Raw genomic sequence first — 26,260 nt, 5'->3', positions numbered from 1 at the left:
TTCAATCCAGGAGTTGAAAACAACATGTCTGAGCAGCAAGGCAGTCCTTTTCGGAATGAAATGGGCTTCCAACATTCGTTCAACTTATACAGTACAAAGTCAGAGCTAATTCTGCGTATTCGGAAAGGTCTGATCTCTTACTGAGCAAGAGATTAGGTCATTTCATAAATACGGGTTAAGGTCTGACTTTGTGATAGAAGGAGTTGAAAGTTTCATGCTTTTGAAAGGTGGTATAGCATGCAGCACAGACTAAGCCAGTTTTAAGCTCTTACACACCCAATGGCCATAGGCCGTAGCATTTTCGATATCGTTTTAGAGCCGCCTCAAGCTATATTTCAAATTAATGGAGGTAATGACAATGAAAAGCAAGAAGTCAAAGCTTTATAAGTCGTCGGCAATCGCGTTACTGCTAGTAGGGCAACTTACAACCTTGTTTCCTAATTTTGGACCTTTAAAATATGGGGTTGCAGACGCTGCAGCGTTCTCGGATGTGGGCTCATCCTCATGGGCTTCCAAATATATTTCAAAGGTTGCTGCGCTAAGAGTTGTTGAAGGCGATGATTTAGGCAACTTCAATCCTAATAGTCCTGTAAGCCATCAGGAAGCAGTCATTATGGCAGTTCGATTCCTAGGTTTTGAAGAGGCTGTTCCTAAACCTGCTGATCTTACTCTCAAAGTCGATTTATGGGCGCAGAACTGGGTTAAGCTTGCTTTTGAAAAAGGACTGATTGTACCAGGTGAAGAGGTAGAACTTACAGGTTCCAACTGGGGGAGTCAATCAGCCAGCCGTGAATGGGTAACAAGGATCGTTATTCGAGCCATGGGCAAATCTCCCGAGTCTACAGCACTCGCCAATAAAGCAGCGCCGTTCAGCGATGCTTCTGATATTTCAGATTGGGCAGTCGGTTATGTGAATACAGCGGCACAGTATAAAGTAGTTGATGGATTTCCCGATCATACATTTAAGCCAAAGCAAACGATCACACGGGCTCAACTGGCGACAGTTTTGAGTAACGCTGAAATACATACTAGCAGCTTGTCCGATCGGATAACTCGAGGGAATATTGCTGAACTGACTGCGACTAGTATTGTAGTACTGAATAGCATAGGAGCAAAAGTTGCATATCAGTTAAGCTCGGACTCTATCGTTTATGGACAGAATGGACTAGCATCGACGATTCAAGTAGGTGAAGCGGTAACAATCGTACATAATGGCAGCCATGCGCTTTTCGTAGAAGCATCAACTGCTGAGGGGGCTGCATCTGCACCATCCACGCCGCCACTTGTTCCAGGATTGGCAGGAGGTAAAGGTGACAAGGGCGACAAGGGCGACAAGGGCGACAAGGGCGATAAAGGTGACAAGGGCGATAAAGGTGATGTAGGAATTGAAGGTTCAAGAGGAGCAGATGGACAATCGGGTGGAATTGGACCACAAGGATCAGAAGGACCACAAGGACCGCAAGGACCGCAAGGACCACAAGGACCAGCCGGAGTAGCAGGACCAGTCGGGCCAGCCGGAGTAACAGGTGCAGCAGGGGTTGGATTAAATGGAGTGCTGGCATTCGATGCGGCAGCAGCATCCGCTTATTCCGCAACACAGGTAGTCACGCATAATGGCAGTACCTATATTACAAATGTTGCAGCACCAACAGGAGTGCCTGGATTATCCGCAGACTATACACTGATAGCTGCAGCAGGTGTTGCTGGGGCAGCCGGAGTAACAGGTGCCACCGGACCACAAGGACCACAAGGACCACAAGGACCAGCCGGAGTAGCAGGGCCAGTCGGCCCAGCAGGTGCAGCAGGTTCCACCGGCCCAGCAGGGCCAGCCGGAGCAACCGGACCAGCAGGGCCAACCGGAGCGACCGGCCCAGCCGGATCAACAGGTGCAGCAGGGGTTGGATTAAATGGAGTGGTGGCATTCGATCCGGCAATAGCTCCCGGTTATTCCGCAGCACAGGTAGTAACGTTTAATGGCAGTACCTATATTACAAATGTTGCACCACCAACAGGAGTGCCTGGAGTATCTCCAGACTATACACTGATAGCTGCAGCCGGAGCAGCAGGCGCAGGTTCGCTTATCCCTTTTGCGTCTGGGGGGCCGATCACTATGACAACCCTCCTAGGTGGATTGACAGGTACGGCAAGCTTGATTGGGTTTGGATCTTCCGCAACAGGAATTAATCTTACGAGTGGCAATATTGATTTGACCGGTACGACAATGGGGCCAGTTATTAATTATGCATTTATAACTCCGCGTGGTGGAAAAATCACATCGATTTCCGCCTTTTTTAGTAACACTACTCCATTAACACTTATGGCAGGAACGTCGGTAACCATGCAGGCTCAATTGTATAAATCAGCGGGTCCTTCAGCCAACAACACATTTGCTGTAGTGCCAGGAGCTGGGGTAACATTAGCGCCGTCTTTAACGGACGCTGTTTCTTTAGGAGATACAATAAGCGGGACTACAACGGGTTTAAGTATACCCGTAGCGGCTGGTGATCGTTATATATTGGTATATTCCATTTCAGCCCAAGGTATGGCTTTTGTAAATTCGGTAACCGGGTATGCAAGCGCAGGAGTTGCCATTGAATAATCGGTAATAGCTCTGGGGAGGGTGCATCCTATGAAGAATAAGTCTTCGGTAAGTTTTGTTATTATGACAGCTGTATTACTCCATCCATTTGCAATGATGAATCAGGTAGAAAGCAGTCCCGGCAATCCAGGTACTCCGAGCACAGTTGTTAGCCAGAACGTTTACTTAGCCCCACAGGTGAAGGAGCCGCAGCTTGAAGTCAATGTTCCGCCAATCCTTATTCCTGTGGCCGGGTTCCCCAAGGATGGATCTGCACCAAGCGCTCCGCTCTTGAAATTGGCCGGGAGCACGGCAGATAGCGTAAGCCTCATATGGACAGCCGCAGCAGATAATATCGGTGTCATTGGTTATGAGGTTTACAAGGGTGCGTCTGTAGTAACAAGTGTGACTTATGGTACACTCGAAACAACAATTACTGGATTAGTGGCGGGTTCCAGCTATAGCTTCACGGTCAGAGCGAAGGATGCGGCCGGGAATGTTTCATTGGCAAGCAATGAGGTGACACTCCGCCTTATCGACGCTGCTTTGCAAATAACACCCCAAGTTTCGATGGGCAGCTTTAACGCCTTTCACACAGCAGCTGTTAAGCAAGATGGAACCGTGTGGGAGTGGGGAGGATACAAGCTGGGAATCGTGGGACTGGATAAACTTATTCACAGTCTACTCCCATCGAAGGTCATAGGCTTGGATTCTATAAGCTCCATTTCCGTTGGCCAGAACCACTCGCTTGCATTGAAGCAGAATGGTACCGTATGGGCGTGGGGAAGTAATGGTGTTGGCCAATTAGGCGACGGTACGGTAGAACCGAAGCTTGTACCGGTACAAGTGCCCGGTCTAAACCATGTAATTGCCATACAAGCAGGGCAACAGCATTCGTTGGCTTTGAAAAGCGACGGGACCGTGTGGGCATGGGGCTTAAACGCATATGGCCAACTAGGCGATGATACTACGGTTGACCGAGTAACACCAGTCCAAGTATCGGGCCTTGACTCCATTGCCTCCATTTCAAGCGGTGCATTCCATAGCCAGGCTGTTCGAAGCGATGGTACTGCATTTGCATGGGGGTCTAATGCATTAGGCCAATTGGGAGATGGAACGGAGGTGAATCGTTCAGCACCCGTGAAGATAGCGGGCTTAAGTGGGATCACCGCCCTATCGAGCGGACTTTATCACAGTATGGCTCTGAAAAATGACGGCACGGTATGGGCCTGGGGATATAATGGGGAAGGCGAGCTGGGCGATGGCACCGTGATCTCGCGCTTACAGGCTGTGCAGCTGGCTGCCTTACCCCCTGTAAAACAAATTTCCGCCGGTGGTCTCCATAGTATGGCTTTGGGAACGGACGGCATCGTTTGGACTTGGGGGTATAATGGATACGGTCAACTCGGTGATGGTACGAAAGCTACAAGGCTGCTCCCTGTTAAAGTGGCAACCGACGTACTTGTGGACTCTTTGTCTGCCGGGTACTTAAGCAGCAGTGCGTTAAGCCGCGAGGGTTCTTATCTCACATGGGGATCCAACGATATGGGGCAACTGGGTAATGGTTCAATTGTTGGTTCTACATTGGTCCCTACAGAGGTTAAAGTCAACTGATAACGCGAATCGTGCCCTATAAGCCATCCACTTGTGGATGGCTTATATGGGGAAGTATGCCCTCCATTTATTTGGGCATGCCGTTGATTTGTTCTTCAAACGCGAGGTTATCGATTTTTCGGAAACGCCCCCTGCCCTGCGCGCTGCAGCGGCTTGACGGTCTCGCCCCTATAGAAGCCGCCTTGAAGCTGGGTGTGCTCATAGGGCAAATGCGGATTAGCGAGCCTCCACAACATGCGCTCCGCTCCGCGCACCCCGGTTTCCTTAATAAGGAGAAACGGTCTTGACAGCTGCGGCACAAAATCGCTTTTGTCGTGTTCCAGCGAAATCAGCGAGCAATTATCGGGGATGTGCAGCCCGTTTGCGTCACACGCCAAATAAATCCAGGGCAGTCGGCTGCCCAGCGCGCTCAGGATCGCCGTAGGTTTCCGTCGTTGAAGCCGTTCCGTGACGATGTTCATCCATTGCTCTTTGTTCGAAATGACGTCTGTGACATGATCGTCGGCATGTACGTCTTCGCCGTTTTCCCTCATCGCTTCCACGAAGGTTTTCCAGCGCAGCAAATGACCGCGCGCTTCTTTTTCCCCGATAAACAGCACATTGGTATGCCCCATCTCCAGAAAATAGCGCACCGACTGATAGATCGCCGTTTCGACATCCCAGATCACACTGTCTGCGTCCACTGCCGGAGGAGCGTAGTTCAATATAATGCGAGGGATGGCCAGCGACAGCAGCTTGCTTTCCAGCCCCGGCGCGGTAAGCGGTGGAATGAAAATGCCGTCGGCGTACTTGATGTTGTGCTTGTCCACCCATTCCTCGAACGCACCGTCTTTGTCGAACGTTTCGGGAGCAATGACCGTCTCAATGGAATGGCCGAATTCCGACAGCTTCTCCTGCAAGCCGACAAGCAGCATCTGGTTTAAGGCGGAGCCGCTGTTCGTTCGCGCAATGATGAGCATAAAGCGGTGTTTGACTTCCGGGAATAACTGAATCCTCTCCACATTAAGGCTTCGTTTTTGTTCTTTCGTACGGTAGCCCAGTTGTCTCGCCATCTGGTTGACCGCATACCTCGTTTCTTCGGACATGCCGGGAAGACCGCGGAGCGCTTTCGACACCGTATGTATGGAAAGCCCTAGACGATAGGACAAATCATGCAAGGTTACTTTGGGTTTTGGCATGACGGTACAAGCTCCTTTACGAGTTCAATAAGGATCTGAATTCATTGTAACAAAAAATGAAACAAAAATGGAGCTATTTATAAAAACGTTGATATAGGATTTAAGTAGAATGGGAGCCCGAGGAAGGATCTTATGAGATGGTGATTCTAGATAGTCTTGTTTAATCGGTGAATTTGTAATTTGAGTAGAAAATGAAATCAAAATGAAACTAGAAATATAACTTAATTCCTTTTATTCTACGAGTGTATTCATTCGCATGACGAAGAAAAGGAGAGTACGGATTCATGCACGATTTCAGTTCGTTAACGTACTACAAGCCCGCGCAGAAGCAAGCTTTCCCGGAGACCGTAAAAGCGGACCTTTGTATTTACGGCGGAACATCCGCCGGTATTGCCGCTGCGGTACAGGCGAGCCGAATGGGGCTCAAGGTGGTCATTGTCGAGTTTGGCAGCCATCTGGGAGGGTTGACAACCGGTGGGCTGGGCGCAACCGATATCGGGCACAAGGGGGCGATCGGAGGCATTGCCCGCGAGTTTTACCTCGCACTGGGCAAACACTACGGAACGACAGAAGGAGACGGCACGCAGTGGACGTTTGAACCGAGCGTTGCCAAAGCGATTTTCATGGAATGGCTGGAGAGGGAGCAAATCCAGGTATATATGGAGCAGCACCTCGACAAAGTGATCAAGCGCAACGGAAACATTGCGGAGATCGCGATGGAGAACGGGAATACATTTGCGGCAAGCATGTTTATCGACGCCACCTACGAAGGAGATTTGATGGCGCAGGCAGGCGTTTCGTACCATGTCGGCCGGGAATCCAACAACACGTATAAGGAAGTGTTGAACGGCATTCATTTCGGCGACCGCGAACACGATTTCAAAATTTGGGTAGATCCGTACACAATCGAAGGGAAACCGGACAGCGGATTGCTGGCGGGTGTAAGCGATGCGCCTCTCGGTCGCCAAGGGCAGGGAGACAGCAGTGTGCAAGCGTACAATTTCCGCATTTGTCTAACGAATGTGGAGGCGAACCAAATTCCGTTTCCCGAGCCTCCCGGCTATTGTCCGGATGACTTCACTCTGCTTGCCCGCTATATTCAGGGCGGGATCTGGGATGCGCTGCTGCTGCACATCGCGATGCCGAACGGCAAGAGCGACCTGAACAACAAAGGAGCGGTTTCGACCGATTTTATCGGTCAAAACTACCGTTGGCCGGAAGGAAGCTACGCCGAGCGCGAACACATCTTCCAGGCGCATGTTCGCAACAATGTGGGGATGCTCTATTTCCTTGGCAACGATGAGCGGGTACCGAGGGCGGTTCGCGAAGAAGTGCGCAAATGGGGGCTGCCGGCTGACGAGTTTACGGAGACGGGGCACTGGACGCCGCAGTTGTACATTCGTGAAGCTCGCCGCATGATTGCCGAAACGGTCATGACCGAGCATCATTGCAGAAGATTGAGAACGGTGGACGATTCGATCGGTCTTGCTGCGTACACGATGGACTCCCATAACTGCCGAAGAGTCGTTCTGGATGGACGTTGCATCAATGAAGGGAATGTGGAAGTTCCGGCGGCGGCGCCGTACCCGATATCGTACCGGGCTATTGTACCGAAAGGCGAACAATGCTCCAATCTGCTTGTGCCGGTTTGTTTGTCCGCCTCGCATATTGCATTCGGCTCGATCCGGATGGAGCCGGTCTTTATGATTCTCGGCCAGTCGGCTGCGACGGCAGCGGCTCTTGCGCTTCAGGACGGTCGTTCGGTGCAGGAGGTCGACTACGCCAAGCTGCGGCAAAAACTGCTGGAGGACAATCAGTTTTTGGATTGGCCGAAGTGAAGCGAACGTCCATTACGTTCCAATCGGGAGGGGCTACGATGCGTCGAATGCGTTTTGTCGAAAAAAAGCTTGTTTTTCTGATGATACTCACTCTCCTCTTATCCGCGTTTCAAGTCAAAGGGTACGCGCAGGTGGATGACGACGATACGTTCAGAACGGAGACAGCGCTTGGCGCTGTTTCGGGTGCGGTATACGGTCCTGGCAATGTGGCGCTGGAAGGAGCCAGAGTAGTCGTGCTCGGCACCGGCAAACAGGCGATCACCGATGCGTCCGGCGCATACTCCATATCCGATGTTCCGGCCGGCAATCACACATTGACCGTTAATAAAGTGGGATTTGTGGAGAAAAGCTCGGAACCGTTCGTTGTTGCGGCCAATCAAACGGCCAACGTATCCGTTACGCTGGTCGTTGAAGAACTGCTGAAAAATGGCGGGTTTGAGGCGGTCAACGCGGGTATTGCCGCCAATTGGTCGCCGATCAAGGACGGCTGGGGCAATTTTATGCAGGCCGTCCCGGAAGCGGTCCGGAGCGGGAATTACGGCATGTCGATTTTCACGAGCGCGAGCAACAACCCGTGGGTTATGCAGCCGATTCCGGTATCGGAAGGCGGTTTTTACAAGGTAACGTCCTGGTTCAAAGCGATGAATGTGACCGGCAACGTCGGGCTGAAATTCGAATTTTACAAAGGGCCGCAGAATACGTCCGAGAACTGGGTTTCCGGATATGACGTGAAAGCTTCCGCCGCGCTGAATGACGGGGGATGGCATGAGCTGAGCGAGGAGCTCGAAGTACCGTCCGGAACCAAGTATATGTACGTCTACTTGCGCTTGTTCGGAAAAGGAACGGCCTACTTCGACGATGCATCCGTCGTCCAGACGAAGCGTCCGCCTCAACTCGTATCGGTTCAAACGAATAACGTGTACTACTATCCGGATATGACCGCGGGAACGATTCAAGTCAAGACTTCGCCCGAGGACGGGATAACATCGAATAAAACGGTAGATATCAAGATGGTTGCCGATGAAACGGGAGTCATCGTCTTTGAGGAGAACGGCATCGCTGCGGCTCTGGAGATGCATGTCTCATTCGATCCGACCGTCATGGATATGCAGCAGCCTTATCGGATTGTCGTGACGTTAAGGGAAGATGCCCTGCGAACGATCGGCGAGTTGGAGCGTACGGTTTATCGCTGGGCCCGTCCGACGGCGCTTCCGGCGAATGGCCCGCTATATGTGGACGGTCAACCGTTCTTCCCGGTCATCGGCTATCATGTCGATCCTGCCGATTTTCCGGATCTGCTCGCGATCGGCATCAATACGATTCAAGGCCGCTTCGCCAGCAATGCGGCCCAATTGAAAGCGCAGCTCGATGCGGCCCATGCGAGCGGACTGAAAATGTTGGTGCCCTTGTACACCAACATGAAGGTGAAAGAAAACTTCGAGCAAAATCGGCAATATGTAGCCATGTTTAAAGATCATCCTGCCGTGCTTGCGTGGATGATAATGGATGAACCGAGTCTGCACAAAGTGCCTCAGTGGGAGCTGCTGGAATCTTACAGGCAGGTCCGTGCGATTGATCCCGTGCATCCGACCTACATCACGGATTACGATGCATTCGAGACGGCGGGGCAGGCAACCGACATTTTGACAACCGATGTGTACCCGTACCGAAAAGACTTTATGCAGCCGATCTCGGCGGTAGGCAAAAGCGTGCGACTGGCCAGAGCGGCGGTTGACGATGCCAAGCCGATCTGGACGGTGCTGCAAACGTTCCGCTTGGCAAATACGGTGTACGACTATCTTCCGACGATCGATCAGGTGCGCAATATGGCGTATCAATCCGTCTTGGCGGGAGGTAAAGGACTTGCCTACTACTCCATAACCGATCCCGGATGGAAGCTGCAGCAATCCGAGCTATGGCCGGGACTCGTGCAGTTCAAGAGCGAGCTGGGGCTCATTGGCGAGCTTGTAACACAAGGTGCGAAGATTGACGAGCACATTGGCAATGACGTGCAGTGGGGCATATGGGAGCGCGGGAGCGAGCGCTATGCGGTCGCGATCAATTTGACCAAGCAGAACCAAACGGCCGCTTTGCCGATCGCTGTACCCGGATACGAGATGCAGCTGCTGTATGGCGGTACGCCAAAACAATGGGCGAGCTGGGAGAGCGAGCAGCAGATCGCGCTGACCGCGGAGCAGACGCTTGTATATCGGATCGTTCCGTTTGCGGTAAAGGCGGATGAAGCTTTCGGACAGCTGGAAGCGGCGAAGGGGATGACTCCGCATCCCGATTGGGCGGTCAAAACGGACGCGCTCGCGGGTCTGCTGGCACAATTGCAGCAAGCCTTGCAGCTGGGCGCAGCGAACAAACAGGGGGTGCTGCAGGAAGCGATCGCCTTTCTGAAAGCGTTATCGCAGCTGGTGCAGTGGACAGAGCAGCAGGACGACGTTGTGCTTGGAGGGGAGAAAGCGGAGATGCTCAATGTCCTGCATCAGATCGATGCCCGGATCCAATCCATTGTGCAAGCCGCTCTGCGAATTGATCTGCAGGTTGCGTCCAAACAGGTGGCTGCGGGCGATGCTTTGGGGGTCGGCGTTCAGATCCGCAACGCAACGGACAAAACTTTGCAAAATGTGCATGTGTCCGTGTATGTGTCGCTGCCGGGGATTGCCGGCATGATACCGGTTCACGATGACATCGGCAGTTTGAGCGCTTCGGACAGCTCAGCGTCCCATCTGGCGTTCGATATTCCCGAAGATGCCGTGCCTGGCGACTACCAGGTGACAGCCGTCGTTCAATTCCAGTACGAAGGGGAAACGCTTGCAGCCTCCGCGAAGAGCCCGATTGCGGTACAAGCGCTGCTGAAGGCCGTGCTTGATTCGGATCGGCTGGAACTGCAGCGAACCGGGACGCATTCGTTTGCGCTTGACCTGACGAACCATTCCATGCAGGCGATCGCGGTAGATCTGTCATTTGCGTCGTCTGTAGCCATCGCGGTTTATTTGCCTTCCGTTGTCCTCATGGGAGGCAAGGAAACGAAACGGGTGGAAGGAAGCTTGACGGTTCCGCATACGGTTACGGAAGCGGTCTATCAGCTGGACATTTTGGCGAAGGTTGGCGATACCGTACACGCCTCCGTTCCGCTTCATGTTCACATCGATACGAATCTGGTCTATAACGGGGGCTTTGAGAAGCAAGCCTCCAGCGGCGTAAAAGCAGACGGGTGGTACACCGCAAGTGCAGTCTGGGATCGGACGGTGGCGCATAGCGGTCAAGCTTCGGCGCGGATCGATCCGAAGCCGACCAACAGTTGGAATGTGATCAATACGGCAAACGAGAAAAGCATCCCGGTTGTCCCCGGCAAGCAGTATGTGCTGTCCGGCTGGGTGAAAAACGAATCGACCAGCGGTGCGGTCGAGCTCGGCATCCGGCAAGTGAAGCAGGACGATACGACGCTTGCCTACAATTGGACCAAAACGAAAAACAACAGCGGCTGGACCGAGTACCGATTAACGTTTGTTGCAGCGGAGCAAACAAGGAAAATTCAAGTGTACTTCAAAGCGGATACCAATGTGAACGGACCGGCTTGGCTTGATGATGTGAACGTACACGGTTGAATGGAGCAAATCCGGGTCGGAATCGTCTCCGGCCCGAGACAAAAAGCAGGAGGGGTTCACATGAAACAAACATCCGTATGGATTTCTTCGCTCGTCGTTGCACTATCCTTGGCAGCCTGCTCATCCAATACAGGCGAAAAGGGAGGAGGAAACGCATCTTCGGAATCGCCTGCCACATCGAACAACGCGGGGGGGCCGAAAGAAGTTGCGCTGAAAATTGGGCTTCCCGGGGCGTACGATGTCACCAAGAAAGAGATCATCGACGGGTTTATTGCCAAGCATCCGCATATCAAAGTGGAAGTCAACGATTCGCCGTGGGGGGATTTCGTCTCGAAGGTCGCGACGCAAATTGCCGGCAATACGGCCCCCGATCTATGGTTCCAGGAAAACGCCGTCATTCTTGGCTACGGAAAACGAGGCGTAGCGGAAGACTTGTCTTCCTATATCAAGCGGGATCTGAAGGAAGACGACTACATCTCCGCTTTGTACGCGGCACGCACGCCGGACGGCAAAGTGTACGGCATTCCGCATGGCATCAACCCCGCCGCGCTGGCGTTTAACAAAAAAGTGTTCGGCAACGCCAACGTTCCGCTGCCTACGGACAACTGGACGTTTCAGGATCTGATCGAGACCGCCAAAAAGCTGTCAAAAAAAGACGAGGTTTACGGCTTGATCGGAAATGCCGGCATTACGCAGGGCTGGTTTCCGTTCATTAAGATGGCAGGCGGGCAAGCGCTTGACGAAACGAAGACGAAATCGATGTTTCACGATCCAAAGACGATTGCCGGTTTGAAGGCGATGCAGGACGGTGTAAAGGGAGGCTATATATCAACCCTGGAATTTAACCGCGCGCAGGGGGGCGATCTGCCTGCGCTTGCGAACGGCAAAGGTGCCATGTATATCCTGCAATACAGCAACCAGACCACGATGAACAAAAGCTTCCCCGATGCCGATTGGGATGTCGTGAAAATGCCGAAAAGCGTAGACGGCAAGCGCTATGTTCCGATGGTGACGAATTCTTGGCTCATTTACTCAAAAGCGAAGCCGGAGGCGAAGGAAGCGGCTTGGGCATTTATGAAATATTACTTGAGCGAGGAAGCGCAAACCGTTGTGGCGAACAGCGGCTCGTCCATTCCGGTCAACAAGAAGGCGTTGAAGGAGCTGGAGAAAAACACAAGCAAGCCGTTGAATAAAAAGGCGTTCACCGATGGTATCGCGGAAGCGGGTACGACGCTCGATGAAAATGCCAGCTGGAACGAATGGAGAGGGGTTGCCCAGCCGATTATCGGCGACATATACAGCGGCAATGTTTCCGCTGAAGCGGGTGCGCAGGAAATCGACAAAAAGGTGCAGGCTGTGCTCGACCAGAACAAATAAACCGTTACTGTTCGTTGTTGTCGTAGGTGAAGCGCGCAACCGCTGGAGCGTGCTTCACCTTTCCGTTTTTAATAGAGGAAAGGCGGTGTGCCGATGCAGAAGCAAGGCTATTGGGGATACATCTTTACGCTACCGTTTTTGATTCATGTTGTCGTGTTTGTGGCGTTTCCGATTTTGTTTTCAACGTACTTATCGTTTGCGCAGTGGGATTTGTTTAATCCGATCGAGTGGGTTGGTCTGAGAAACTGGAAAAACCTGCTTTCCGAACATACGTTTTGGATTTCGATCCGCAATGTGTTTTATTTCGCTCTGATTTTTGTCCCTTTGCAAACGATACTCTCCTTGATCGTTGCTCATTTGCTCAACCAAGCCATTCGCGGCAAAACCTTGTTCCGTCTTCTTTATTTTTTGCCTGTCGTTACACCGTGGATGGCTGGGGGGATGCTATGGAACTATTTGTACGGCGAGCAGTACGGGTTGGTCAACTGGGTGTTGAGCTTGGTGAATCTCGGTCCTGTGCAGTGGCTGACAAGCAGACAGTGGTGGATTGTCATCGGCAGTATCGCGTTCGTGCAGGTGTGGAAAGGAATCGGTTCTTCGATGATTCTGCTTCTGGCGGGCATGCAGAACATTTCCAAGGAGATGCATGAGGCGGCCCAGATCGACGGTGCGTCCGGGTTCAAGTATTTCAGCAAAATTGTGCTTCCGCTCGTATCGCCGATGATTTATTTGGTCATGATTCTTTCGACCATCTCGGCGTTTCAGGCGTTCGACGTGTTTCTCGCGATGTGGGGAGCCAATGTGACGATGGTGCCGGAACGAAATTTGGTGCCCAATATGCTCATTTACCGGGATGCCTTTATGCTCTCCAAGATGGGGCCGGCTTCCGCAGCGGCTTGGGCGCTTTTTCTCATTATTTTGACGATTACGCTGTTCCAACGATTATTCGAGAAAAGGTGGGTTCACTATGACTAAGGTGATCGGCAAAGCGATTGTTTACCTGCTGCTTGTTGCGGGAGCGATCGCGATGTTCCTGCCGTTTCTGTGGATGGTCAGCGCATCGCTCAAAACGGCGGGGGCTGTCGCCAAGTTGCCTCCGCAGTGGATACCGAATCCGATTGAATGGGGCAACTACAAAGTCGTATGGGAGAGTGTCAACTTTGCCGGTTACGCGTTCAACAGCACGTTTCTCGTGATCATCGAGTTGATCGGGACGCTCCTGTCGTGTGCCCTGGTTGCCTTCGGCCTGGCGCTGTTCGACTTTCGGTTGAAAAAGCCGCTTTATCTGATGATGCTGGCAACGCTGATGCTGCCGTTTCAGGTGACGCTCATTCCGAGTTATTTCATCTGGAAGTCATTCGGCATGCTGAATACGTACTATCCGTTGATCGTTCCGCACTTTTTGGGAGGGGCATTCGGCATCTTTTTGCTTCATCAATTTATCAAGAGTTTGCCGAAGGAGTTGTACGAGGCTGCGGTGATGGACGGGTACTCGCCACCAGGAATATTTTGGATAATCTATTTGCCGCTATGCAAGCCCGCGCTTGCGGCGTTGTCGGTGTTCACGTTTATGGGCGCCTGGAACAATACGATCGGACCGTTGATTTACTTGCAGGACAAAAAACTGTTCACCTTGCCTTTGGGACTTCTGTATCTCAAAGGAAATAGCGAGGTGGATACGTCGTTATTGATGGCGGGAGCGGTGATCATAACGATTCCGGTCGTCGCTGTTTATTTGGTTGCGCAGAAGCAGTTCGTGCAGGGCATCGCCTCAACCGGTCTGAAAGGATAGGGGGACGGCTGCTCGACAACGGAACTTTGTGCGCGAACGGGAATCGACAGGGAACAGTTGCGCTCCATCATGCGGTGGAGCGCTTATTGTGCGTTGCCGGTCTTTTAATAAATGAGTCTAATGTATGTAATTAGAAAAAAATACAGAAAAATCATGTCTTTTTTATGTCTCTATTTAAAAACTTTTGTCGAATCCGGCGCGCCGCGGACCCGTTTGGGCGGGGGTTCCGTGGGCAAGCCGCATGGCTCAAGGGAAGTTTGACGACTTTATTTTTAGTGAAGTGAGGAAAATTGTCGTATGGTGATATGTTTTGTTGATACCGTTTCTGGGTATTGAATGATATAGCTTGTTTAGTATACAATTGGGCTCTGAAATGAAAATTAATTTGGAAATTATGGTGAAAATATTCCGGAATTCACTTATAATCAGATTAAAGCTTCATTTCTTGTTAGATATCTTTACAAAAAAATAACATTAGGGTCAAGTTTGCTATCCATCTGCTGCTGCAAGGAGGTGCCCCGCCCATGACGGCGTTAGCTTTTCCGTCCATCGCTTCCCAGGATTTGTATTTATTTAATCACGGCGAGCTGTTCCGCGCCTATCGCACCTTCGGGGCCCACTTGCGGACGGTCGAAGGCGCTGACGGCGTTCAGTTCGTCGTATGGGCGCCCCACGCAAGCGAGGTGCGCGTGGCCGGCAGCTTCAACGAGTGGGACGGCTCCACCCACCCGCTGCGCCGCTGCGGCTTTACGGGCGTCTGGAGCGGCTTCGTTCCCGGCATCGGGGAAGGAACGCTGTACAAGTACGAGCTGATCGACGGTACGGGAGACAAGCGGCTGAAGGCCGATCCGTTCGCCTTTCAGGCCGAGCTGCGGCCTGCGACGTCTTCCGTAGTCGCCAGGCTGGACGGGTACCGCTGGAAGGACGCCGCCTGGATGAAGCGCAAGGCGGAACGCCCGCCATACGAACGTCCGATGCTCATTTACGAGGTGCATCTCGGATCGTGGCGGATGGAGCAGCCCGAGCAATTCCGGACTTATGCGGAATTGGCCGACGAGCTTGTCGAATACGTCGCCGCCGGCGGTTACACCCACATCGAAGTGATGCCATGGGCGGAACATCCGCTCGACAAATCGTGGGGCTACCAGACGACCGGCTATTTCGCCGCCACGAGCCGCTACGGTCCTCCGGCGGGCCTGCAACTGCTCGTGGACCGCTGCCATCGGCGCGGCATCGGCGTGCTGCTCGATTGGGTACCCGGCCACTTCTGCAAGGACGACCACGGCCTGCGGCTGTTCGACGGCTCCCCCTGCTACGAGGATGCCGATCCGCGCAAGGCGGAGAAGCCGCTGTGGGGAACGCTGGCGTTCGACTTCGGCAAGCCGGAGGTGCAAAGCTTTCTCATTTCCAACGCGCTGTTCTGGCTCGAGCTGTTCCATATTGACGGCTTGCGGGTCGATGCGGTCGCCAGCATGATCGATCTGCGGTTCGACAAGCCTCCGGAAATGCACACGACGAACCGCCACGGCGGCTTCGAGAATCTGGATGCGCTGGCTTTTTTGCGCAAGCTGAACGAAACGGTATTCCGTTATTACCCGGACACGCTGATGATCGCCGAAGATTCGTCGGCTTGGCCCGGAGTGACAGCGCCCACTTACCAAGGGGGTCTCGGCTTCAACTACAAATGGAATATGGGCTGGATGAACGATATGCTCCGTTACATGGAGACCGATCCGGAACAGAGACCGGCCCGACATTCCTGGATTACCTTCCCGATGATGTACGCCTACTCCGAAAATTACATCTTGCCTCTCTCTCATGACGAAGTGGTTCATGGCAAACGCTCCCTGCTCAACAAAATGCCCGGCACGTATGAAGAAAAATTCGCGAATTTGCGTTTGTTTTACGGCTACTGGATGTCGTTTCCCGGCAAAAAGCTGCTCTTCATGGGCGGCGAGTTCGGTCAATACGACGAATGGAAAGACGATGAAGGTCTCGACTGGCTGCTGCTCGATTATCCGCTGCATGCGGGCATAAGGCGCTGCGTCGACGATTTGAACCGGCTGTACGCCGCCAAGGCGGTTTTATGGGAACGGGACCACGCTCCCGACGGATTTCGCTGGATCGATCCGGACAATGCGGCGCAGAGCGTCGTATCGTTTGTCCGGCGGGGAAAAGGGAAGGACGCCAGACGCCACCTCGTGGCCGTCTGCAACTTCTCCCGCACCGATTATCCGCAGTTCCGCATTGGGGTGCCGTCCGGCTCTGTTTACAGCGTCATATTCCACAGCGATTCAGCGGAATACGGCGGCAAGGAACGGCAGATGCGGCAAGTGAAGGCCGACCGGCGCAAGCTGCACGGGATGCCCTTCAGCATCGAGCTCCCGCTTCCTCCGTTGTCGTTTATTCTGCTCGAGCCGCTCCGTTCGCGGACGGACGGCAATCGCGGCAAGCAAGCCACCACACCCTGAGAGGAGAATTCGGATATGCGCCGTAACGAATGTGTTGCCATGCTGCTTGCCGGCGGGGAAGGTCGCCGGCTGGGCGTTCTGACGAAAGATTTGGCCAAACCGGCCGTACCGTTTGGAGGGAAATACCGGATTATTGATTTTACGCTCAGCAACTGCGTCAATTCCAGCATTGAAACGGTGGGTGTGCTGACGCAATATCAGCCGCTGGAGCTGAACCGCCATCTCGGAATCGGCAGCCCGTGGGGGCTCGACCGCAAGGAGGGCGGCATGCACGTGCTTCCGCCTTACGTGCGGCAGAAGGGCGGTACATGGTACAAGGGAACGGCCAATGCGATTTATCAAAACCTCGGCTTTATCGAAGGGTATGATCCGGAATACGTGCTGATCATATCCGGCGATCACATATACAAGATGGACTATAACGAGCTGCTCGAAACCCATAAGCGCAATGGGGCCGACGCCACGATCGCGGTCATCTCTGTGCCTTGGGCGGACGCTAGCCGGTTCGGCATCATGAGCGTGGCGGAGGACGGGCGAATCGTGGAATTCGCTGAGAAGCCCAAGCGGCCGAACAGCAACCTGGCTTCGATGGGTGTCTACGTGTTCTCCTGGCCGGCGCTGCGCGATGCGCTGCTGCGCGACGAGGCGAATCCTAGCTCCTCGAACGATTTCGGTAAAGACATTATTCCGGCCTTGCTGCATGGCGGGGCGCGGTTGTACAGCCACCGTTTCAGCGGCTACTGGAAGGACGTCGGCACGATCGAAAGCTTATGGGAAGCGAACATGGACCTGTTGGAGGACGACGCCGCCCTGGATTTGTGCGACCGCTCCTGGCGCATCTATTCGGTAAACCCCAACCGTCCGGCGCAATACGTATCGCCGCAGGCCAGCGTGCAGTGCTCGCTTATCAACGAAGGCTGCGTTGTCGAGGGACGCGTCAACCGGTCTGTCCTGTTCCACGGGGTGAAGGTCGGCGCCGGCAGCCTGATCGAGGAATCGGTCATAATGCCGAACGCCGTCATCGGCCGGGGGGCCAGGGTTGTGAGGGCGATCGTCGGAGAAGGGGCGGTCGTCGGGGAGGGCTGCATGGTCGGCAGCTTCGATTCGGCGGAGATCGCCGTAGTCGGCAGCGGGTCGGTCATCGAGATCGAGCCGACGATAAAGGAGGCGAAGATCGGATGAAGCTGCCGATGATGGGCGTCGTCAACCTGATTCACGAAACCGAGCAGATGGGCCCGCTGACAGACGGACGCTGCCTGGCAACCGTACCTTTCGGCAGCCGTTACCGGCTGATCGATTTCGTATTGTCCTCGATGGTCAACTCGGGCGTGCCGAACGTAGCGGTATTCGCGCATACGAAATACCGGTCGTTGATGGACCATCTCGGGTCCGGCAGCAATTGGGACCTGCACCATAAAAAAGGCGGGCTGTTCGTGCTCCCGCCGGCTATGGAGGACCAGTCCGACTTCGGCAAAGGGGATTTGTACCACTTTTACCGCCACCGCGATTTTTTCGCGCGCAATCAGCAGGAGTACGTGGTCATCACCCGCAGCCATATGGTATGCAACATCGATTTTGCCCGCGTGCTCGCCCAGCATCGCGAACGGAACGCGGACATCACCGTCGTGTGCAAGGAGTGGCCTGGCGCGCAAACCGGCCTCACCCGCAAAGTGCGCATGGATGCCGACGGCCGCGTGCTCGATATGCAGGATCATTACGGCCGGCTGGCGAGCGATATTATCTCGATGGAGATGTATGTGCTGCGCAAGGAGCTGCTGATCGAGCTGGTGGAAACGTCGCTTGCCCAGGGACGGGACCATCTCGTCCGTCACGCGATTTTGCCGCGCCTGAACGAGCTGCATGTGAACGCCTATTTGCACGAAGGGACGCTGGGCGTCGTCAATACGATCCCGGCCTACTACCGCCACAATATGGAACTGCTGAACCCCGACGTATGGAACGAGCTGTTTTTCCGTCCGGGTCCGATCTTCACGAAGGTCAAGGATGAGCCGCCGACGCGGTACCGGCGCGGCTCGGAGACGGTGCATTCGCTGATTGCGAACGGCTGCGAGATCGAGGGGTCCGTCTACGGCAGCATTTTGTTCCGCGGGGTGAAGGTGCGTCCGGGTGCGGTCATCAGCAACTGCATCGTCATGCAGAACGGCATTATCGGAGAGAACAGCTCGTTGGAAAATTGCATCCTCGACAAGGAAGTCGAGGTGCGTCCGGCCAAAGGGCTGAAAGGCTCGACGGATACGCCGTTTGTCGCGATCAAGCGCAACGTGATTTGAAGCCGGATAACCGGGCGAAGGACTGCAGTCCGCTTGCGGCCGCAGCTTCGCCGCTTCCCTTGAGGAAAGCTGTAAGTCCCCATGTGGGACGGGGCAACGAATGCGGAGGAGGATGGAAATGAACGTCTGGTTCGCGGCGTCGGAGGCGGCGCCGCTCGTAAAGACCGGCGGATTGGCCGACGTGGTCGGAGCGCTGCCGAAGTCATTGGCCAAACGCGGCGTGGATGTAACGGTGGTCATGCCCAAATACGGGCAAATCCCCGCCGGAGTGACCGCCGCTACGACCGGGAAGGGCATGTTTCAAGTGTCGCTCGGCTGGCGCAGTCAGTATTGCGGCTTGGAGGAAGTGACGGTCGACGGCGTCAGGTTTCTGCTGATTGACAACGAGTATTATTTCAAACGGGGCAGCTTGTACGGGTACGGGGACGAAGCGGAACGCTTCGCCTTCTTCAGCTTTGCTTTCATGGAGGCGCTTTGCCGCGAGGAACGGCTGCCCGACGTCGTGCATTGCCACGACTGGCAGACTGGACTGATCCCGTTCCTGATGCGCACCCGGTATGCGTATCATCCCGGCTTCGAGCAGATCCGCACCGTGTTTACGATCCATAACCTGATGTACCAGGGCGTATTCTCGCGGGATCTGCTGCAGGATCTGCTCTCGGTCGGCGACGACCTGTTCGGTGAGGACGGGCTGGAGTTTTACGGGGCGGGGAGCTGCATGAAGGCGGGGCTGCGTTACGCGGACAAGCTTACGACGGTAAGCCCGACCTACGCGGGCGAAATTCAGACGGCCGAATACGGCGAGCAGTTGGACGGCGTGCTGCGGCAGCGGGCCGGGGATCTGCTCGGCATCGTCAACGGCATCGACACGGACAGCTACGATCCGATGAACGATGTCAATGTGAAGGTGCCGTACCGCAATTCGCTGGCCAAGAAGCGTCTGAACAAGACGGCGCTGCAGCAGGAGTTGGGGCTGGACGAGGACGGACAAGTGCCGCTTATCGGCATCGTCTCGAGACTCGTCGGGCAAAAAGGGTTCGACCTGATCGGCGAAGCGCTGCCCGCTCTGATGGAGGAGCGGCTTCAACTGGTCGTGCTCGGCTCGGGCGAGCCACGCTTCGAGTCGATGCTGCGCGAAGCCTGCGAGCGCCATCCGGGACGGATAGCCGTATGGTTCGGCTTCAACGAGGGGCTGGCACGGCGCATCTATGCCGCCTCGGACATGTTCCTGATGCCCTCGCGCTTCGAGCCCTGCGGGCTCAGCCAGCTGATCTCGCTGCGCTATCGGACTGTGCCGATCGTACGCGAGACCGGCGGCTTGCGCGATACGGTTCAGCCTTACAACGAATATACCGGGGAAGGCAACGGCTTCAGCTTCGGTCCGGCTTCGGCGCACGATCTGCTGCATACGGTACAGCGCGCGTTGTCTTTTTACGAGGACGAAGACGCCTGGAGACGCATCGTGCTGAACGGCTCCAGGAAGGACTGCGGCTGGGACGCCTCATCCAAGGAATACCATCAATTGTACCGAGAGCTCGCTACGGGATGATTTTGCTACGGAAGGGACTGTGGGCATGGCGCGACATCTGGTCATCGGCAACGGCAAATGCTTGATCAATCTGGACCACCGCTGCTTTATTCGGGATATGTATTACCCTTATGTCGGACAAGTCAACCATACGGGCGGACAAGCTTGCCGCTTCGGCATATGGTGCAACGGGGAGTTCGCCTGGCTGGACGACCCGGAATGGCGCATCGAGCTCGGCTACATCGAGAACTCGCTCGTGACGAACGTCACCGCCCGTCACGAGCGGTTCGGCCTGGAGCTGCAAATGAACGACGGGGTGCATCAGCGCGAATGCATTTACATCAAGCGCATCTTTATCCGCAATTTGACGGGCGATCCGAAGGAGGTCAAGCTGTTTTTTCATCAGGATCTGATGATCGACGGCAACGAGGTAGGCGACACGGCGGCCTACTACCCGGACAATCGGACCGTATTTCATTATAAGAAGAAATATTATTTCATGTTCAACGGCAGCACGAGGCTTGGCGGTATTCACCAGTATACGACGGGCATCAAACGGTTCCATTCCGCCGAAGGGACATGGAGGGACGCCGAGGACGGCGAGCTGATGGGCAACGCCATCGCCCAAGGCTCGGTGGACAGCACGATCAGCCTCCGCGTCGTTTTGCCGCCGCGCGGCGAAGGGACGGCTTACTATTGGATGGCTGTCGGACAGGACCTGGCCGAAGTGAAGCGGCTCGATCAATATGTGCAGGAGAGCCAGCCCGAGAAGCTGCTGAGCCGGATCGTCATTTACTGGAATCACTGGCTGTCGCGGGTGGGGGACCGGTTCGGCGACCTGTCGCCGGCCGTTGTCCGGTTGTTCAAGCACAGCGTGCTGATCGTGCGCACGCAGATCGACGAGCGCGGCGCCATTTTGGCGGCGAACGATACCGATATTTTGCAGTACAACCGCGACCATTACAGCTACATGTGGCCGCGAGACGGGGCGCTGATCGCCGCCGCGATGTCGCTGGCGGGCTATCATGGCACGATTGCGCCGTTTTTCCACTTTTGCAACCGGGTGCTGTCCCCCGAAGGGTATTTGTACCACAAGTACAATCCCGACGGGACGGTCGGCTCGAGCTGGCATCCGTACATCGTCGGCGACGAGCCGCGGCTGCCGATCCAGGAAGACGAGACGGCGCTCGTCCTGTTCGCGCTCTGGAAAGACTACGAGCGCCACGGCGAGATCGAGCTGCCGCAGGCGCTCTACCCGACGCTGGTGCGCAAGGCCGCGTCCTTCCTGTGCAACTATATCGATCCGGAGCTCGGTCTGCCGCTGCCGAGCTACGATCTGTGGGAGGAGCGGTACGGCATCTGGACGTATACCGTCTCCAGCGTGTACGGCGGGCTGATGGCCGCGTCCTTCTTCGCGGATCTGTTCGGCGATTACGAGCGCAGCGACCATTACCGGCTCGTCGCGGAGCAGATGAAGCGGGGGTTGCTGGCCCATCTGTGGGACGAGCAGACGGGACGGTTCGCGAGAGGCCTCGTTCAGCGGGAGCACGGCTGGGAGAAGGATATGACGCTGGAAAGCAGCCTGTTCGGGCTGTTCGAATTCGGCGTATTGCCGGCCAGCGACGAGCGCGTCAGCCGGACGATGAACGCCATCGCCGCCGATCTCGCCGTCCGGACCGACGTCGGAGGCATCGCCCGCTATACGAACGACTACTACTTCCAGCAAAGCGGCGACATCGAGCGCATCCCGGGCAACCCGTGGATCATCTGTACGCTGTGGGTGGCCAATTTCCAGATCGAGACCGCCTTGACGGCGAACGATCTGGAGGCGCCGCGCGCCGCTCTGGAGAAAGTTGCAGGCTGGACGCTGCCCGGCGGGAATTTGCCGGAGCAGCTTCACCCGATCGACGGAACGCCGCTGTCTGTCGCCCCGCTGACGTGGTCGCACGCGACCTACGTTGAGACGGTATGCAAATACGTGCGCAAGCGCGAGCAGCTTGGCGTATAACCCGCAAGAGACGCCCGGAATTGCCCCGCAACGTCGATTATGAGGAAAAATTGGCGAAAGCAGCCCCAAAAGGCTGCTTTTCGTGCGTTTGTACGGTATACTTGTAGTACCGTATGCAGTACCATTGCCGACGGTCCGGCCGTTACACGGAGCGGACCGGAACTGGAAGCGTATCCGCTTCCAATCGCAACGGATATGGGGCGCCGGCTGCAAGACGAAGTTCGAACCGGCAATCACTTCCGCTACCAACGCGGTCGCTCAACTTGAAGTACGTCATGGACGTGTTTTCTTATCATGGAATAGGGGTCGAGAGATGATGAGTGCATTCGCGGATTTTGGCAAAATGGGACGCTACTATTTGGATCAGGATTCTTACGGGGCGGCTGCTTTCTCCTTCTATCAGGCCGTAGCCCAGGACAATACGGACGCAGCTTCCTGGAACGGGCTCATCATGTCGTTCACCCTGATGCGCCGGGAAGACGACGCGCAAACCGCATTGGCCCGCTACGCCCGGCAGGAAGGGCTGCCGTTCGATAAAAATTTGGTCACCTTCGCCATGATGATGTTCCAGCGCAGCCCGCTCGCGCTTGCGGAATGGTTCCGCGCCATGTCGAAGCGGTTCGGGCTCACGAGCGAAGAGCGCGACAATTACGGTCAGCTTGCCGACGAGCTGGACCAAAACTACCGCAAGCTGGAGGAGCAGCAGGGGGAAGCGCTGCTGAAGGCGCAGGGCGTGTTCAGCCTGGAGGAGTTCGCAAGCCGGAAGATGGAGCTGGATCAGCTGTCGCAAGGTACGCTCGACGCCACATTCAGCCGCATTCAGGCCGCTCTGGAGCAGGATACGGATTCGGCGCTTACCGCCGTCCGCCTGCTTTGTCTGATTCCCGATCCGCGCAGCGAGAAGCTGCTACGCCGGGTATGCCGCAACGAGGATCTGAACGGCAAGGTGATTACCCAGGCGCTGCTGACGCTGCGCTGGCTGGGGGTACGCGGCAATATCAAGATCCATAAGATGGGCGAACCTTACGTCATCAATCTGGACAACCCGGAGCCCGAATTGACGATTTCCGTCCCGGCCGCTTACAAGCCGGCGCTGGACCGGATGAAGCTGTGGATCGCCAAGGCGCAGGGCGTCGTCACCGAGGACGAGTACGAGCGCCACGCGTCGACCGACGAGCCGGAGCTGCCGCCGGAGCTGGCGGAGAAGCTGTCCGGCGCGGACATCCCGTCCGTGCTGCAGGAGGTCGTGCATACGCTGATTCGTGCGGCCTACGATCAATATTATCCGTTCGTGCCGACGATCCGCCAAACCCGCCAGTGGAGCAATGCGTTCCTGCTGCTGATGAAGCAGTACTCGGTCGGCGTAGGGGACGGCTGGCCTTACGGCGAGCTGGAGCAAGACGAGGAAGCGAAGCTGCACCGCAACTGGATGTTGAGCGCAAGCCCCGATTTCCAGGCGTCCATCGAAGCGGCCGCCCAGTTCCGGGCGATTTTGCCCAAGCCGGTGCCTCACGAAAGCTGATTCGCGAGCAGGGCCGTTTCACCTCTGATAGAAAGGCTTGTCCGCTGCAAGGCGCAAATTCGCGTGAACGCTCCGGCGTTTGCGACGAACTTGCGCCTTTTTTGCGTTCGACCGCGGGACGCTCTTGAACGAGCGGGCATACCGGCTTCTTGGGCGGTTCCGTTGTCATTTCTCGCTTAAGCGGCTCATCAGTCGCTTCATTTTCGCTTCGGTATCGGAGCCGGGCGAAGGCGTGTAGATGCTGCATCGCAAATCCGATGCGCCCTGTACCTGCAAGGACGTCAAATCGAACAGCATTTTGCCCGCTTTGGAGTGCCGAAACTCGATGCGTACCTCCGGGGCGGAGCTGACGTCGTTGATGTCCCACAGCGAGCGGAATTCCCCGTTGTGCCGGCTGAGCCGGTCAATAAACTCCCCGTACCACGCATCCCCGACATATTTGCCGTAATAATACCGGAACAGCGCCAGGAAGCCGCGGACGAAATGCTCCCAGTTGGCGGCCAGCGCCCGCAGCTCCTTGCGCGTAAACAGCAGCCAGATCAAGTTGCGCTCCTCGGCCGGCACATGGGCGAAATCCATAAATACCGCCGCCGCCGCCCGGTTCCAGCCGACAATGCCGCACTGCCGGTCGGAGATGATCGCCGGACAAAAGCGCAGCTCGTCCACAATAAGCCGGAGCGCGGGGGAAAGCTCTGCTTCCGGCGCTTCGGCCCGCGCCGAAGCGGGCTGCTCCAGGGCGAGCGTAAACAAGTAGCGCCGCTCTTCTTCATTCAACTGCAGCGCGAAGGCGATGCGCTCCAGAACCTGGGCGGACATGCGAATGTCGCGTCCCTGCTCCAGCCACGTATACCACGTAGTGCTGACGCCGGCAATCTGGGCGACCTCCTCACGGCGCAATCCCGGCGTTCGCCGCCGTCCGCCGGCAGGCAGGCCGACCGCCTGGGGGGTCAGCCTGGCGCGGTGGGCGGTCAAAAATTCGGATAGCGCCTGCATGCGCGGATCGTTGTTCATTCTGTGACGGTCGCCTCCCTTGCTTCCTATCATGGATTATACCAGGATAAGCTATAACTTGTAATAGGATAACGGATGTGACATGCTTAGTAAAGTCAGAGGCAACTTCATACGAAAGGGATGGTTCACATGGAACGCGTAGTCATTACCGGAATGGGAGTCATTACCCCGCTCGGACTCGATGTCCCGACATTATGGGCGGCTGTGATTGCCGGCCGCTCGGGTATTACTCCAATCGACACATTCGATATGTCAGCTTATAAAACGAAATTTGCCGGCCTCGTGCGCGATTTCGATCCCGATGCGGCTTTCGGCCGCAAGGAAGCTCGCCGGATGGACCGCTTTACCCAATTTGCCGTCGCGGCGGCCCAACAGGCGCTGGACGATGCCGGCTTGCTCGCCGGAGAAACGGACAAGGAGCGGGTCGGCGTCTATATCGGTTCCGGCATCGGAGGGATCCAGACGACGCTGGACAATTACCGTACGCTGCTGGAACGCGGACCGGGGAGGGTAAGCCCGACGCTCGTGCCGATGATGATCGCCAATATGGCGGCCGCCCAGGTCAGCATCCAGTTCGGGTTGAAAGGGCCCACGCTGGCTCCGGTGACCGCCTGCGCGACCGGCAACAATGCGATCGGCGAAGCGTTCAAGCTGATTCAGCGGGGCGGGGCGGATGCGGTTATAGCCGGAGGCTCCGAGGCGACGATCATCGACTTGTCGCTTGCCGGCTTCGGCAGCGCAGGCGCGATGTCCACCCGAAACGACGAGCCGGAGCGGGCAAGCCGGCCTTTCGACGCCCAGCGCGACGGCTTCGTGGCCGCGGAAGGGGCCGGCGTGCTCGTGCTCGAATCGCTGACGCACGCGCTCCGGCGCGGCGCCCACATTCATGCGGAGATTGTCGGCTACGGCTCCAGCTCGGACGCTTACCATATGGTGGCGACCGATCCCGAAGGGGGCGGGGCTTATCGGGCGATGAAGGAGGCGTTGGCGGACGCCGGTCTGCAGCCGGAGGAGATCGATACGATCAATGCGCACGCCACGTCTACGGAAATCGGCGACCTTTCGGAGACGAAAGCGATCAAAAAGCTGTTCGGCGCCAAAGCGTACGACATTCCGATCAGCGCGACCAAATCGATGACCGGCCATCTGCTGGGCGCAGCCGGCGGCATCGAAGCCGTCGTGCTCGTCAAGACGATTCAAGACGGAATCATTCCGCCGACGATCAATCTGGAGCATCCCGATCCGCAATGCGATCTGGATTATGTGCCGAATGTTGCGCGTAAAGCGGATATTCGCACCGGTCTGTCCAACTCGTTCGGCTTCGGCGGCCATAATGCAGTCATCGTGCTGAGCAGATTCGAGTAAGCGACGCTTTTGCGGACCCAAAGGCTCCCCTCCGTCTTCTCTGCATAGCCGTACTGTGTCTCATGCGATT

Annotated in this window: 16 protein-coding genes; 14 read left to right on the top strand and 2 right to left on the bottom strand. The window is 55.7% G+C overall.

What is annotated here, in order from left to right; all coding sequences use genetic code 11:
- Nucleotides 1–358 precede the first annotated feature (358 nt).
- Nucleotides 359–2,599: an exosporium glycoprotein BclB-related protein gene (locus ABD796_RS19435; RefSeq protein WP_344910708.1), complete on the top strand. Its 2,241-nt coding sequence runs from the start codon at nucleotides 359–361 to the stop codon at nucleotides 2,597–2,599.
- Nucleotides 2,600–2,629: 30 nt separating this feature from the next.
- The gene (locus ABD796_RS19430) at nucleotides 2,630–4,192 is read left to right on the top strand and encodes an RCC1 domain-containing protein (protein WP_344910706.1); all 1,563 of its coding nucleotides are present in this window, start codon (nucleotides 2,630–2,632) and stop codon (nucleotides 4,190–4,192) included.
- Nucleotides 4,193–4,299: 107 nt separating this feature from the next.
- On the opposite strand, the gene ABD796_RS19425 is transcribed toward ABD796_RS19430, so the two are convergent.
- On the bottom strand, nucleotides 4,300–5,370 hold the full coding sequence (locus tag ABD796_RS19425) for a LacI family DNA-binding transcriptional regulator (RefSeq protein WP_344910704.1): 1,071 nt from the start codon (nucleotides 5,368–5,370) through the stop codon (nucleotides 4,300–4,302).
- Nucleotides 5,371–5,654: 284 nt separating this feature from the next.
- Between ABD796_RS19425 and ABD796_RS19420 the strand changes: the two genes are divergently transcribed.
- The 11 genes from ABD796_RS19420 (at nucleotide 5,655) to ABD796_RS19370 (ending at nucleotide 23,814) form a co-directional block, all read left to right on the top strand.
- Nucleotides 5,655–7,208 (top strand): FAD-dependent oxidoreductase, encoded by a 1,554-nt coding sequence (locus ABD796_RS19420; protein ID WP_344910701.1) that lies wholly within the window; start codon nucleotides 5,655–5,657, stop codon nucleotides 7,206–7,208.
- A 38-nt stretch (nucleotides 7,209–7,246) separates the two neighbouring features.
- Nucleotides 7,247–10,825, top strand: coding sequence for a carbohydrate binding domain-containing protein (locus ABD796_RS19415; protein WP_344910696.1), 3,579 nt, complete (start codon nucleotides 7,247–7,249; stop codon nucleotides 10,823–10,825).
- Between the two features lie 60 nt (nucleotides 10,826–10,885).
- Entirely contained in the window at nucleotides 10,886–12,202 is a 1,317-nt protein-coding gene (locus ABD796_RS19410) for an ABC transporter substrate-binding protein (RefSeq protein WP_344910691.1), read from the top strand.
- Between the two features lie 93 nt (nucleotides 12,203–12,295).
- Entirely contained in the window at nucleotides 12,296–13,177 is an 882-nt protein-coding gene (locus ABD796_RS19405; RefSeq protein ID WP_344910688.1) for a carbohydrate ABC transporter permease, read from the top strand.
- Nucleotides 13,170–13,994: a carbohydrate ABC transporter permease gene (locus tag ABD796_RS19400; protein ID WP_344910685.1), complete on the top strand. Its 825-nt coding sequence runs from the start codon at nucleotides 13,170–13,172 to the stop codon at nucleotides 13,992–13,994. Before ABD796_RS19405 ends, ABD796_RS19400 begins: the two co-directional genes overlap by 8 nt.
- 524 nt (nucleotides 13,995–14,518) lie before the next feature.
- Nucleotides 14,519–16,465 (top strand): 1,4-alpha-glucan branching protein GlgB, encoded by a 1,947-nt coding sequence (gene glgB, locus ABD796_RS19395; protein ID WP_344910683.1) that lies wholly within the window; start codon nucleotides 14,519–14,521, stop codon nucleotides 16,463–16,465.
- A gap of 15 nt (nucleotides 16,466–16,480) precedes the next feature.
- Nucleotides 16,481–17,647: a glucose-1-phosphate adenylyltransferase gene (locus tag ABD796_RS19390; RefSeq protein ID WP_344910681.1), complete on the top strand. Its 1,167-nt coding sequence runs from the start codon at nucleotides 16,481–16,483 to the stop codon at nucleotides 17,645–17,647.
- Nucleotides 17,644–18,756 (top strand): glucose-1-phosphate adenylyltransferase subunit GlgD, encoded by a 1,113-nt coding sequence (glgD, locus tag ABD796_RS19385; RefSeq protein WP_344910680.1) that lies wholly within the window; start codon nucleotides 17,644–17,646, stop codon nucleotides 18,754–18,756. Before ABD796_RS19390 ends, glgD begins: the two co-directional genes overlap by 4 nt.
- A 118-nt stretch (nucleotides 18,757–18,874) precedes the next feature.
- Nucleotides 18,875–20,305, top strand: coding sequence for a glycogen synthase GlgA (gene glgA, locus ABD796_RS19380; RefSeq protein WP_344910678.1), 1,431 nt, complete (start codon nucleotides 18,875–18,877; stop codon nucleotides 20,303–20,305).
- Nucleotides 20,306–20,330: 25 nt separating this feature from the next.
- Nucleotides 20,331–22,292 carry a glycoside hydrolase family 15 protein gene (locus tag ABD796_RS19375; RefSeq protein WP_344910676.1) on the top strand — a complete coding sequence of 654 codons (1,962 nt, stop codon included), beginning with the start codon at nucleotides 20,331–20,333 and terminating at the stop codon, nucleotides 22,290–22,292.
- 313 nt (nucleotides 22,293–22,605) lie between these two features.
- A complete protein-coding gene (locus tag ABD796_RS19370) occupies nucleotides 22,606–23,814 on the top strand; it encodes a HEAT repeat domain-containing protein (RefSeq protein WP_344910674.1) in 1,209 nt (402 codons plus the stop codon).
- 165 nt (nucleotides 23,815–23,979) lie between these two features.
- Here ABD796_RS19370 and ABD796_RS19365 read toward each other — a convergent pair whose 3' ends face one another.
- Nucleotides 23,980–24,825 (bottom strand): helix-turn-helix transcriptional regulator, encoded by an 846-nt coding sequence (locus ABD796_RS19365; protein WP_344910673.1) that lies wholly within the window; start codon nucleotides 24,823–24,825, stop codon nucleotides 23,980–23,982.
- A gap of 129 nt (nucleotides 24,826–24,954) precedes the next feature.
- Here ABD796_RS19365 and fabF point away from each other — a divergent pair, with 129 nt between their 5' ends.
- Nucleotides 24,955–26,190, top strand: a complete 1,236-nt coding sequence (gene fabF, locus ABD796_RS19360; RefSeq protein WP_344910670.1) for a beta-ketoacyl-ACP synthase II — start codon at nucleotides 24,955–24,957, stop codon at nucleotides 26,188–26,190.
- Nucleotides 26,191–26,260 lie beyond the last annotated feature (70 nt).

Origin of the sequence: Paenibacillus hodogayensis (assembly GCF_039536325.1) — a bacterium.
Classification (GTDB): Bacteria; Bacillota; Bacilli; order Paenibacillales; family NBRC-103111; genus Paenibacillus_AB; species Paenibacillus_AB hodogayensis.
This window is presented reverse-complemented; position numbering and strand designations above follow the sequence as displayed.